We start from the raw sequence: 12,053 nt of genomic DNA, 5'->3' as shown, positions 1-12,053 counted from the left end.
AGATACGCTCTTCGGCATCCGAGCGGCCGGACCCCTCGCCGCGCCGCTCGCATCCCCCCATGCTCAGGAGACTCGCGTGCGCGACGGCGACGTAGTGGTGATCGGCGGCGGCTATGCGGGCGTACGCCTCGCGAAACGGCTGGACGCGACGGCCCGGGTCACCCTGATCGACCGCAAGGACGTCTTCTTCCACCGTATCGCCTCCCTCCGCGCCGGCGTGCGCCCGGAGTGGTCGCTCACCCCGTTCATCCCGTACGACCGGCTGCTGCGCGACGGACGGACGGTCGTCGGCAAGGCGGTCCGCATCGACACCGCCGAACGGCAGGTCGTCCTCGCCACCGGCGAGCGGCTGCCCTACGACGTGGCGGTGATCGCCACCGGCGCCGACTACCCCGAACCGGCCCGCTTCACCGGGACCACCGCCGAGGAGACCCTCAAGGCGTTCGCCGGCCACCAGCGCGCCGTCGCCGCCGCCGAGCACGTCCTCGTGGTGGGCGGCGGCCCCTCCGGCGTCGAGCTCAGCGCCGAGATACGCCTGGCCCGGCCGGACGCCCGGGTCACGCTCGCGCACTCCGGGCCCGCGCTGCTGCACTCCACGGGCAGTGAGCGGGCCGGCCGCAAGGCGCAGGCCTGGCTCGAGTCGCACGACGTCGAGGTCCGTCTGGACTCGTTCATGTCCCGCGGCACCGACTTCGGCGCCTACCGGGACGCGCACGGCGGCGTCCTCGAAGCCGACCTCTCCTTCTGGGCGACCGGCACCACCCCCAACACACTGTGGCTGCGCCTGGCCGGACTCGGCGACTGGCTGAACCCGGCCGGACACGTCAAAGTCGACCGCCGGCTCCGCGTCGAGGGATGGCCGGACGTGTTCGCCGTCGGCGACGTCAACGACGCGACCGAGCTCAAGATCACCCCGGCCGCGCTCGCCCAGGCCGACCTCGCCGCCCACAACATCCGCGGCTACCTGCAGAGTCCCGGCCGGCACCGCAGGGAGCCCCGCCTCTACCGGCCGCTCCAGCGCACGCCGCTGATCGTGCCCTTCGGCCCGACCGACGGACTGACCCTGCTGCCCGTGCCGGGCGGCGAGAGCGCGGTGCTCGGCGGCCGCACCTCCGTGCTGGCCAAGGCGAAGACCCTCATGACCCCGTACATGCGCCGTCAGCTCGGATACACCGCGACCTGACGGGCGTTGGCCCGAGCCGCCCCCCGGGGCGCCGCCTCGGCCCGGTCCCCTACGCCCCGCCGTCCGCGTCCCCCCGAGGCGGTCCGGCAGTCTGGATGAGGGGCAGGGCGTCCAGGTACTCCGGCGGGTGGTCGAACGCCCGGGTCAGGGCGGCGAGATGGGGCTGCAGGCTGTCGGTGAGGGCGTCCACGACGGCCGGGAGTCCGTGCACATGGCCCGGCTCGATGTGGCCGTCGGCGAGGAGCACGCCGGTGTGCGGGGAGAGGTGGGTGAGCAGGTACAGGGCGGTGACCTCGGTGAGGAGGCGCCGGGCCGGCTCGTGAGCGGTGCGGGCCAGGGCGGCCAGGAGGGCGTCCGCGGCCTGCAGCCTGATGTGGCTCTGGGCCTTGTGCAGCGCGGGAGCGGAGGCCGTGTTCCAGCGGGCCTGCGGGTCGTGCGAGGGCCCGTCGCGCAGGGCCCGGTGCGCCTGGTCGTGGAAGACCTGCTCGGTGCGGGCGAGCAGGTTGCGCAGATGGCGGGGGTTGGTGAGGACGGGCGGCCCGGCGTCCGGGGTGGGCGGGATCGGCGGCTGATGGAGCAGCTCCGCGGCCGCCTTGGTGGTGATGAGGAGGTTGTCGCCCTCCGCCGTGATCGTCCCCTCGATGTACTCGGAGAAGCCGGCGAGGTGGTTCGCCGGGAGCAGCCCCTGCGCCCCGCAGCGCTCCCGCGCCTCCAGCGCGATGGTGCGCGCCTCCCAGGTGATCCAGGCCTTGGCGAGCGCGACGAGGCGTTCGAGGTGAGCACGGTCCGCGGTGTCGTGGCTGCTCCACCGCGCGGTGAGCGAGCGGTGCAGCAGCGTCATCGCGTAGGCGGTGGCGACGCCCTGGAGCAGCCTGCTGTGGTGGGTGCGATGGGCGTTGACGGGCAGCCGCTGACCGGGCCGGGCTCCGCTCACATGCCGGTGGTCGCCGTAGCGGACGGCGATCGCGAGGGCCGCCCGTGAGGCTCCGACAGCCGCGGCGCTCATGCACAGCTTGCCGACGGTGACCCGGGAGATCGAGGTGAGGAAGCGTTTGCGGCGGTTGCCGAGGCTGCTGGTGAGGACGTCGTCGGGACCCAGTCGCCCGTGCTCGCCCTGCAGGAGGGCCCGGCGCGGCAGGGGGAGGCGGTCGAAGGAGGTGAGGCAGTGGTCGACGGGGGCGTTCGGACGCAGCGGGAGGGGTGTGACCGTGATGTGGGGGAGCGGCCCGTCGTCGTCGGTGAGCGGGGTCAGGAAGAGGAACACCCCGTGGTCGCGGTCGCCGACGAGCAGGCGTGCGGCCACCACGGCGCTCTTGGGGCCGCCCAGCGTGCTGGTGTTGGGCATGAACTTGGCGGCGCCGGGGTGCGGGGTGTGCAGCAGGAACCCGCCCGTCGCGTGGTCGAGACGGGCGGTGGTCTCCAGCGCGAAGGCGTCGTTGCCGTGGTCGACCTCGGTGCACAGGAAGGTCCCGATGCGTCGCAGCGCGGTGAACTGGGCCAGGTCCCTGGAGGGTTCGGGGTCGTGGTCGAGCAGGCTGCCGAGGAAGAGGTTGTAGTGGATGCTGGCGACGGTGGTGAGGCCGCCGCCGCCGTCCACGATGGCGGCCCACTCGTGCAGTGCCGTGAGGAGGGCCGGGTCCGTCGCGAGCGAGGCGGGATCGGCCAGGGAGTCGTTGACCAGCCGCAGCCAGACGTAGGACTGCGCGGCCCGCTCCTCAGGAGTGAGACCGGGCCGGTGACGGAAGTCGTCCTGTGCGATGAGGCGGCGCCACGGGGCGTGGACGCGCTCCCGCTCGCCGTCCAGGTCGAACAACAGCCGGGTCAGCTCGCGGACGGTCGCCGCCTCCTCCCGCTCCGGGTCGCCGGCCGCGAGGGGACGGGGACCGCTGCGGTGCGGCCCGGCGGGGCGCTCCGCGCCGTGGAATGCCAGAAGGGCCATGACCACTCCCCGTTGTCACGAATCCGCACACGCGTACGTCTGGTTGCGCCGTCCGCCAAAAGATACGGACCTACCGGTTTTCTCATCAAGTCGGAAACCGGCAATCCGACCGGCTGCGGATGGCGTGTTTTGGGCGGTGACAGGGCCGCGCGAGCGCGTCTGGCACGGGCGCGGCGAACCCGCCGCCGAGGTCCGGCCGTCGCGGCGCCGGAGGCCGCGGCGACCGGGGGCCGGACCGGTCGCCGGTGCGGCGGTGGACAGGAGGCCGCGAGGTGGCATGAGTCAGACCTGTCGGTATATTTTCGAGCCGGATTCGCCGGAGCTACCTCGGAGGTGGGGCGTGGCGCTGCAGGAACGGGCCGTCCGGACGAGGCGGGCCGTCCTCGTCGCGGCCGCGGCGGTGTTCGCCGAGGTGGGGTACGAGGCTGCGACGATCGCGGAGATCCTCGCCCGGGCCGGCGTGACCAAGGGCGCGCTCTACTTCCACTTCTCCTCGAAGGAGGAGCTCGCCCAGGCGGTGCTGGCCGGTCAGCTGGAGACCGTCCCGGCCGTGCCCGCACGGGAGTTGCTGCTGCAGCAGGGGCTGGACGAGGCCTTCGTCCTGGCCCATCTGCTGTCGGTGGGCGATCCGCTGGTCCAGGGGAGCATCAGACTGACCGTGGATCAGGGCGCGCCGACGGACGGCCTGGACCGGCGCGCGCCGATGCGCGGGTGGATCGCGCACAACGCGGACCTGCTCGGGCGGGCCAAGGAGCGCGGCGAACTGCTGCCGCACGTCGACGTGGCGGCCGCCGCGCGGATGTTCGTGGGCGCCTTCACCGGCGTCCAGGTGCTGTCCAAGATCATGACGGGGCATGCGGACCTGCCGGAGCGGGTGGCCGACCTTCAGCGGCACCTGCTGTCCGGGGTCGCGGTGCCCGCCGTGCTGCTGCAGCTGGACACGGCCGCCGACCGGGGCGCCCGGGTGTACGAGGAGGCCGTGAGGGCCAGTTGGCCGACGGGACAGCCACGCGTCGCCGGATGACCGGCCCGGCCTCGTCCCCTGGGTGCGGGCGGGGCGGCGGTTGAGGGTGGGGCGGCAGGGGGAGGGGACCGGGGCGAACGGTCGCCCGGGGGCGCGGTTCCGCGTCCCGGCTGGGAGGCGGGGCGCAGCTCCTCCCGACCGGTGCGCAGACCGACAGCGCGGGACCGACCCTGGGAGTTCGACGATGGATACGACAGCCTGCCCCTACGCCCTGGACGTGACCGGGCGGGACCTCGCGGGCGAGGCGGCGATGCTCCGGGCCCGAGGCCCCGCCGTGCAGGTGGAGCTGCCGGGGGGCGTGGTCGCCTGGGCGGTGCTGCGGCAGCGCGAGGTGGAGCGGCTGCTGACCGATCCCCGGGTGTCGAAGGACGCGCGCCGGCACTGGCCGGAGCTGATCGAGGGGCGCATCACCGAGGACTGGCCGCTGTACCCGTGGGTGATCAACGAGAACATGCTCTTCGCCTACGGGGACTCGCACACCCGGCTGCGCAGGCTGGTGGCGGGGGCGTTCACCGCGCGGCGTTCGGAGGCCATGCGGCCACGGGTGGCCCAGATCGCGGCCGAGCTCGTCGACGCTCTCGCGGCGAGCGGCGCGGGGGAGCCCGTGGACCTGCGGGCCTCGTTCGCCGAGGTGCTGCCGATGCGGGTGATCTGCGAACTGTTCGGGGTGGCCCAGGGCGAGGCCACCGACGCCCTGTGCGCGGCCCTGCACACGGTGTTCGGGACGACGATCAGCGGGCGGGAGATCGAGGCGGCCCGCATGGAGGCCTTCGTCCGGCTGTCGGACCTGGTGCAGGCCAAACGGGCCGAACCGGGCGACGACCTCACGTCCCTGCTGATCCAGGCACGTGACCAGGAGGACCGGCTCACCGAGGAGGAGCTGCTCGGCACCCTGTTCCTCATGATCGCCGGAGGGCAGGACACCACGGCGGCCCTGATCACCAACGCGGTCGGCGCGCTGCTGCGATGGCCCGAGCAGCTGGAGCACGTCCGGGCGGGCCGGGCGACCTGGCAGGACGTGACCGCCGAGACGATGCGGGTGCACACCCCCGGGGCCTACTCGCCGATGCGGTTCGCCGTCGAGGACATCGACCTGGACGGCGTGCAGATCCGCAAGGGCGAGGCCATCCTCGTCAACTTCGCGGCGGGCGGCCGGGATCCGCAGCGCTACGGGCCGCACGCCGAGCGGTTCGACGTGCTGCGGGGGGACCGCGACGGCCTCGGGTTCGGTCACGGGCCGCACCGCTGCCTCGGGGCGCCGCTGGCCGCGGTGGAGGCGGAGAGCGCCTTCGCCGCGCTCTTCGACCGCTTCCCCCGCATGGAACTCGCCTGCGCACCGGAGGAACTGCTCCCGTTGCCCAGCTTCCTGATGAACAGTCACCGATCGCTTCCGGTGCGCCTCGGTCCGGTCCAGACCTGAACCGGACATCGTCCCCTGCGTCGTCGACGGCCGAACGCCGGGAGTGCGACTGAAGATACCGAGCGCGCGGTTTACTTCGGCGTCGCTCCGGTGGGATGCTCTCCCCGTTCCGCCGGACGCAGGACGCGGCCCCCGCCGTCCGCGCAGGCTGGGGAGGAAGACCTGATGGTCAAGCAGGCACGGGCGGCCCGCACCCGCCAGGCCCTTGTCCGGGCGGCGGCCGAGGTGTTCGCCGCCGAGGGATACGCCGGGGCGTCCCTTCCCGCCATCAGCGAACGGGCGGGGGTGAGCAACGGCGCGCTGCACTTCCACTTCGCCAGCAAGCACGACCTGGCGGCGGAGGTGGAGAGGGCGGCCGCGGCCGGCGCGCAGCGCCTCGCCGAACGATGCCGTGGCCGGGCGGACACGCTGCTGCAGTCGCTCGTGCACACGGCCTGCGGACTGCTGCTGGCGGTGGTCGCCGACCCCGTCATCCGGGCCGGGTTCCGGCTGAGCGGAGACCCCTCGCGCAAGGGCGGAACCCGGCTGCTGCGCTGGTGGCAGGCGTGGGTGCACGAACTCGTCGTACAGGCGCAGCGCGAGGGGGAGCTCGCGCGGGACGTCCCGGCCGACGTCGCCACGACCGTGATCGTGGCCGCCACGGCAGGCTTCGAGGTGATGGGCGCGGCGGACCGCGACGTGCTCTCGGCGGAGCGCGTGACACAGCTGTGGACCTTCGTCCTGCCCCGGCTGGCGTCCTCGCCGGACCACGCCTCGACGCCGCCGCAGCCGCAGACACCGCTGGAACAGCCGGGCGACCAGGGCGGGTTTCGAAAGTAGCGTCGTCTGCCCGACGGGCAGGCCCGGCGGCGTCCTTCGGTCGTGCGGGCTGCGGATCGCATCGGGGCTGGTCGACGCCGGTCTCGGGGGCGACTCCTCAGCGCGCGACGGGCGCACCCCGGCTGCCGCCGCCTTCCTCTCCGGTGAGGCGCGAGCCGGTCCTGCGCTAATATTCTTTACCGAGTGCTTACGTTTCGCCGGGCGTCGACGCGCTCAGCCGTGTCGCCACGGCCGGCGGTCCGGTCACCGACGTGAGGGAGGGCGTGTCATGGGTCGAGTCATCCCCGTGCGCGTCGACAACGCCGCACGCGACCGCGTTCCCGATATCGGCGGTACCGGCCCGAGCGAGCCCCCGCTGCGCTGACGCGGCTCCGCCCACCCGGCGGCAGCCGCGCCACCGACGGCCGGTACAACCCCGAACGACCCCGCTGCCGTCCGGCGCGCCCCCGGCGACGGAGGCTTCGAGCCTCGGTCCGCCCACGGCCGCCCGGTCCGACGTCGGGGGAGTGGACCCCTCGAAGCCCGCGGCGCCGGGCCGCCTGCCAGGCGCGACGCCCGGAGCGGCGACCACCCCGTCCGCCAAGTCCGGCCCGCCCACAGGCGCCCTGGGCGATCCGCGCTGCGCCCGCACGTCCGGGGCGACCCGCGGGCTCCGCGACAGCACAGACGCACACCGCCGACCTCGACCGACGCGCCACCACCGATCCCGACCGACGGAGGACAGACGCCCGTGCACGACACCACCGCCCTGCTCATCGAACTCGGGGCGATCATCCTCGTCCTGGGCCTGCTGGGACGCCTGGCGGGTCGGGTGGGCTTCTCGCCCATACCCCTGTACCTGCTCGCCGGGCTCGCCTTCGGCCAGGGCGGCATGCTGCCCCTGGAAGCGAGTGAGGAGTTCATCGCGACGGGCGCCGAGATAGGGGTCATCCTCCTGCTGCTCCTGCTCGGCCTGGAGTACAGCGCCTCCGAACTCGTCACCAGCCTGAAGACCCAATACCCCTCCGGCGCGGTCGACTTCGTGCTCAACGCCGTCCCCGGCGCGGCCGCGGCCCTGCTGCTCGGCTGGGGTCCGGTGGCCGCCGTGGCGCTGGCCGGCGTCACCTGGATCTCCTCCTCCGGTGTGATCGCCAAGGTCCTCGGAGACCTGCGCCGGCTGGGCAACCGCGAAACCCCGGTCATCCTCGGCATCCTGGTCATGGAGGACCTCTCCATGGCCGTCTACCTGCCGATCCTCACCGCCCTGCTGGCCGGCGTGAGCCTCGCGGGAGGCGCGCTCACCCTGCTGATCGCCCTGGGCACCGTCGGCGCGGTCCTGTACGCGGCGCTGCGGCACGGACGTCTGATCAGCCGCGCGGTCTCCTCCGACAGCGCCGAGATGCTGCTGCTGGTCGTCCTCGGCCTCACCCTTCTGGTCGCCGGCATCGCACAGCGCCTCCAGGTGTCCGCGGCGGTCGGCGCCTTCCTCGTCGGCATCGCCCTGTCCGGCGAGGTCGCCGAGGGCGCCAGCAGTCTCCTCACCCCGCTGCGGGACCTCTTCGCCGCGGTCTTCTTCGTCTTCTTCGGACTGCACACCGACCCCGCGGCCATTCCGCCCGTGCTCTTCCCGGCCCTGGTCCTGGCGACCGTCACCACCCTGACGAAGATCGCCACCGGTTACTGGGCGGCGCGACGCGCCGGGATCTCGGTCAAGGGTCGGTGGCGGGCCGGCGGGACCCTGGTCGCGCGGGGCGAGTTCTCCATCGTCATCGCGGGTCTCGCGGTCGGCGTGGAACCGCGCATCGGACCGCTGGCGACCGCGTACGTGCTGATCCTGGTCATCCTCGGGCCGCTCGCCGCCCGCTGGACCGAGCCCCTCGCCGGCCGTCTCACCGCGGCGCGCCGAGCATCGGCGGCCCCGGCCGGGGACCTGGCCGCCGTCGACGCCGTGGAACCCGCCGGGACCGCGGGAGGCGCCAAGGCCGTGCCCGCGAGCCGCTGAGGAGGGGTGTGCCGCTGAGGAAACGGCGTGCCGGTGAGGAACGGCGTGCCCGTGAGGGCGGTGTGCCGCGAGGCGGAGACACCCCCGGCCGACGGCGCCCCTTTGTGACGGGGAGATAATCCGCGGGCGAGGACGTCCTAGCCGAACGGGGAGGCCATGACCGACCGCAACACGTCCGAGCCGTTCCTCGACGGCTTCCAACGGATGCTCGCGGACGCCGCCGTCACCGGCCGTCGTCTGACCCACGAGGAGATCCGCTCCCGGCGGGCGCAGGGGGCCCGGGCCGCCGAAGCCGGACACGACTGGCGCAGCGTCGTCCGGGCCCACCTCGCCGCCGGCCGCGACGGCTGGCCGCGGGGGGCCGACCCGGCCGGCGTCCTCACCGTCGTCGAGCAGGCCCTCGACGCCTTCGCCGACGGATACGAGAATGCGCAGCGCCTCGTGATCCGCAAGGAGGAGGCCGCACGCCGCGAGTTCATCGACGACCTGCTGCACGGGCGCGGGGACCCGGGCCAACTCGCCGCCCGCTCCGAGCGGTTCGGTCTGCGCCTGTCCCGCGCCCACGCGGTCGCGGTGGCAGAGGGCCCCGTCGAGTACGACGAGACGGACCCCGTGCCGCGCCGTGTGGAGGACGCGCTGTACGGCCGCTTCGAGAGCCGCCGCGTCCTGTTCACCACCGAACACGGCCGGATGGTGTGCATCGCCCCCGGCGACCAGGACGAGGTCCTCACCCACTTCGCCGAGCAGGCCCACGCCGCGGCCCCGGGGCGGATCCAGGTCGCCGTCGGCAGACCGAGGACGGGCCCGGTCGGCATCGGCCACAGCTACGAAGAGGCGCGCAACGCCCTGGACGTGGCCCAGCGCATGGCCCTCGACGAGCCGCTGCTGCGCGCCGCCGACCTGCTCGTCTTCCCCGTTCTCGCCCGGGACCGGCAGGCCCTGGTCGATCTGGTCCACAGCGTCCTCGGCCCGCTCGAAGGGGCCCGCGGCGGTGCGCAGCCGCTGCTCGCGACCCTGACGGCCTACTTCGACTCCGGCTGTGTGGCGGCGGCCGCCGCCCGGCAGCTCTCACTGAGCGTGCGCGCCCTCGGCTACCGGCTGGAACGCGTCCGCAGTCTCACCGGCGCCGACCCCGCCGACCCCGGCCACCGCTACACGCTGCAGACCGCGGTCATCGGCGCCCGTCTGCTCGACTGGCCGGCCGAGCCCCTGCAGCCGAGCGACCTGTCGACCTGAGGCCCCCGCGCAGGGAAGCCCGACCGGCCTGAGGCCGCGCGCGAACAAGGCCCGCCGGGTCACTCCCGCTCGAGGATCGCCGCGGCCGCGTCCACGCCCTCCCGGGTGCCGATCACGATCAGAGTGTCCCCGCCGGTCAGCCGGAACTGGGGCGTCGGCGACGGGATGGCCTCGGCGCGGCGCAGCACGGCCACGATCGAGACACCGGTCTCCGTCCGCATCCGGGTCTCCCCGAGCAGCCGGCCGTTCCAGTGCGAGGCGGCCGTCAGCTCGACGCGCTCCGCCACCAGGCCCAACTCGGTGGTCGACAGCAGGTTGGGACTGTGGTGGGCCGGCGTCATCGCGTCGACCAGCGCCGCCGCCTCGCCGGAGGTCAGGCGCACCGACAGCGCGCAGGCGTCCGGATCGTCCTCCTGGTAGGCGTTCAGCGTCCGGGCTCCGTCGCGATGCGCGACCACCGAGACACGGCGCTGCTCCCGTGTGGTCAGGTCATAGCGGACGCCGATGCCCGGCAACGGCGTACTGCTCAGGCGCGGAGCCCCCACGACTGCCCCCAGTCTTCATCGAGCGTGCTGCGAACGTTGCCGGTCCAGCCTAGGCCGTCTCGGACCGGGTGACCGAAGCCGGGCTCGGCGCCCCGGCGACCAAGTGGGAGAATCCGTGTTCAGGTCCACGCCGCCGTGGGGCCGGCGCTCGCCGGTCGGCGTCCCTTCGGCACGGGGCCGGAAGGAGGCGTGAACATGATCGAGTGGGTGTCCTTCAGGCAGGGCACCAGGCCAGTGCCCCAGCCCGTCGCGACCCCCCTGGTGTGGGCCACCGCGTGCGTCGGCGCGCTGACGCTGGTGACGGTGCACAACCTGCTGGTGGGCTCGGGCCGCCCGGGGCCGGCCCTGGCCGCGCTGTCCCTGCTGGCCGGCCTGCTGGGTCTGTGCGCCCGCTTCACGGCTGCCCCCGGCACGGCCCTGCTCTGCTGGCTGACCCTCAACGGCTTCGCCGTTCCGCCCGTCGGCACCCTCACCTGGACCGGCCCCCGGGACGCCTTCTGGCTCACCTGCCTGTGCGCCGCGACGCTCGTCGGCACGGCGGCCGCCCGGATCGGCCACGCCCGGGCCGCTTACCGCCGTGTCGCTTCCGCGGTCACGACGGGCACGGACCCGCAGGACGAGCCGGACGTCCTCTGACCTGCGCCCTCAGCCCTCGACACCGGTGGCGTCGTGGGCCGCGCCCACCGGCTTCGACTCCGGGGAGCCGCGTTGCCGCAGGTAGATGGAGAGCACGGCCATGGAGGCGACCGCGAGCAGCTCGGACTGCCAGTTCTGCAGGGTGCGGTTCCAGAACTCCGCCGCGCCCAGGTAGTCCGACCAGCTCAGGGGCGCCTGCAGTTGTCGCAGTCGCTGCTCGTTGGAGGCGGCCATGCCGGTGATCGACTGGACCAGCCAGGACAGCGCGAAGATCGTCCCCATGACCAGCAGCAGGGAGTGCGAGTACAGTGCGCGCCGCCAGCCGCGGCTCCTGGCCCAGCGCGGCGAGCCGTCCTTGGCGTACGCGCCGACCATCTGGTCCTCGTCCGACTCGGCGCCGGCCTTGTGCGGCTCCTTGGACTCCGGCGAACCGCGTTGCAGCAGCCATACCGTGGCTCCGACGTAGAGGAAGAACTGCAGGTACTCCGACTGCCAGTTCTCCGAGACGTCCACGGCGAAGTCGGACGAGGTGACGTACGCGCCGAGTGAGACCTGCTGGAGCCCGTCCACGGCCATCTGGTCGTTGAAGTCGGCGTGCCCCGCGATCGCCTGGCCGATCAGGCTCAGCAGGAACGCGCCGAGGAAGAACAGCCCGAGCCCGTTGTCGTGCACGAAGCCCCGCAGGCCCCGGCGCTGTCGGGGCCCGGCGTCGCAGGTGCGGCCGGTCATCGGTGCATCAGTCCCAACACCGCCAGGTAGACGAGGCCGAGCGCGATGATCGCGACGACCAGGACGAACATGACGCGCATGTGCTCACCCGCCCTTCACCGTGCACTGGTAGGGCCGGCCCGGTCGCGGCTCGCACCCCGCGGCCACGATCTTCCAGCCGCCGGTGAAGCGGGAGAGGAACAGGGTGTCCGAGGCGAGCACGGCACGCGCCTGGTTGCCGTAGACGTCCGTGTGCCGCACCGCGCCGCCGGCCGGCAACGACTCCTGGCCCAGTGCCTTCGGGCACGCAAGCGCGGCGGACTGTTCCAGCTCCTGCTCGGTCTCCGGCGCGAGCAGCGCACAGGCGCGGTCGTAGGCGCCGTCGTGCAGCGCCGACTGGAACCGTGCCGCGGCGTCCCGGACGTCGTCCTGCCGTTCCGCCACCGCACCGCACCCGCTGACCACGCAGACGGCCAGCACCGCGACCAGCGCGACGCCGTACCCTCGTGCGGCCATGCGCTCACCTCCCCGGGCAGTACACCGCAGCGTTCCCCGGTGCGGC

At 73.7% G+C, this 12,053-nt stretch carries 11 protein-coding genes; 7 read left to right on the top strand and 4 right to left on the bottom strand.

The features are described 5' to 3' along the window. Window positions 1–76 precede the first annotated feature (76 nt). Complete coding sequence (locus ABT300_RS35495) at window positions 77–1,183, top strand: NAD(P)/FAD-dependent oxidoreductase (protein ID WP_351684811.1); 1,107 nt, start codon at window positions 77–79, stop codon at window positions 1,181–1,183. 49 nt (window positions 1,184–1,232) lie between these two features. On the opposite strand, the gene ABT300_RS35490 is transcribed toward ABT300_RS35495, so the two are convergent. After that, window positions 1,233–3,122, bottom strand: a complete 1,890-nt coding sequence (locus ABT300_RS35490) for an acyl-CoA dehydrogenase family protein (RefSeq protein WP_351684809.1) — start codon at window positions 3,120–3,122, stop codon at window positions 1,233–1,235. A gap of 340 nt (window positions 3,123–3,462) precedes the next feature. Between ABT300_RS35490 and ABT300_RS35485 the strand changes: the two genes are divergently transcribed. The 5 genes from ABT300_RS35485 (at window position 3,463) to ABT300_RS35465 (ending at window position 9,602) form a co-directional block, all read left to right on the top strand. After that, window positions 3,463–4,146 (top strand): ScbR family autoregulator-binding transcription factor, encoded by a 684-nt coding sequence (locus tag ABT300_RS35485; protein WP_351684807.1) that lies wholly within the window; start codon window positions 3,463–3,465, stop codon window positions 4,144–4,146. Between the two features lie 184 nt (window positions 4,147–4,330). Further along, window positions 4,331–5,566, top strand: a complete 1,236-nt coding sequence (locus ABT300_RS35480) for a cytochrome P450 family protein (protein ID WP_351684804.1) — start codon at window positions 4,331–4,333, stop codon at window positions 5,564–5,566. 165 nt (window positions 5,567–5,731) lie between these two features. Then, window positions 5,732–6,385 (top strand): ScbR family autoregulator-binding transcription factor, encoded by a 654-nt coding sequence (locus ABT300_RS35475; RefSeq protein ID WP_351684801.1) that lies wholly within the window; start codon window positions 5,732–5,734, stop codon window positions 6,383–6,385. A gap of 730 nt (window positions 6,386–7,115) precedes the next feature. Beyond that, on the top strand, window positions 7,116–8,366 hold the full coding sequence (locus ABT300_RS35470; RefSeq protein WP_351684798.1) for a cation:proton antiporter: 1,251 nt from the start codon (window positions 7,116–7,118) through the stop codon (window positions 8,364–8,366). A 156-nt stretch (window positions 8,367–8,522) separates the two neighbouring features. Further along, the gene (locus ABT300_RS35465; protein WP_351684795.1) at window positions 8,523–9,602 is read left to right on the top strand and encodes a PucR family transcriptional regulator; all 1,080 of its coding nucleotides are present in this window, start codon (window positions 8,523–8,525) and stop codon (window positions 9,600–9,602) included. Between the two features lie 59 nt (window positions 9,603–9,661). Here ABT300_RS35465 and ABT300_RS35460 read toward each other — a convergent pair whose 3' ends face one another. After that, window positions 9,662–10,147: a cation:proton antiporter regulatory subunit gene (locus tag ABT300_RS35460; RefSeq protein ID WP_351684793.1), complete on the bottom strand. Its 486-nt coding sequence runs from the start codon at window positions 10,145–10,147 to the stop codon at window positions 9,662–9,664. Between the two features lie 195 nt (window positions 10,148–10,342). Here ABT300_RS35460 and ABT300_RS35455 point away from each other — a divergent pair, with 195 nt between their 5' ends. Further along, window positions 10,343–10,783, top strand: coding sequence for a hypothetical protein (locus ABT300_RS35455; RefSeq protein ID WP_351684791.1), 441 nt, complete (start codon window positions 10,343–10,345; stop codon window positions 10,781–10,783). 9 nt (window positions 10,784–10,792) lie between these two features. Here ABT300_RS35455 and ABT300_RS35450 read toward each other — a convergent pair whose 3' ends face one another. Beyond that, window positions 10,793–11,512: a DUF6766 family protein gene (locus tag ABT300_RS35450; RefSeq protein ID WP_351684788.1), complete on the bottom strand. Its 720-nt coding sequence runs from the start codon at window positions 11,510–11,512 to the stop codon at window positions 10,793–10,795. An 84-nt stretch (window positions 11,513–11,596) separates the two neighbouring features. Then, entirely contained in the window at window positions 11,597–12,007 is a 411-nt protein-coding gene (locus ABT300_RS35445) for a hypothetical protein (RefSeq protein ID WP_351684785.1), read from the bottom strand. Window positions 12,008–12,053 lie beyond the last annotated feature (46 nt).

Origin of the sequence: Streptomyces sp. NPDC001027 (genome assembly GCF_040299045.1) — a bacterium.
In the GTDB taxonomy this organism is placed as follows: Bacteria; Actinomycetota; Actinomycetes; order Streptomycetales; family Streptomycetaceae; genus Streptomyces.
The sequence above is the reverse complement of the archived record's forward strand: the minus strand, read 5'-3'. Positions and strand labels throughout refer to the sequence as shown.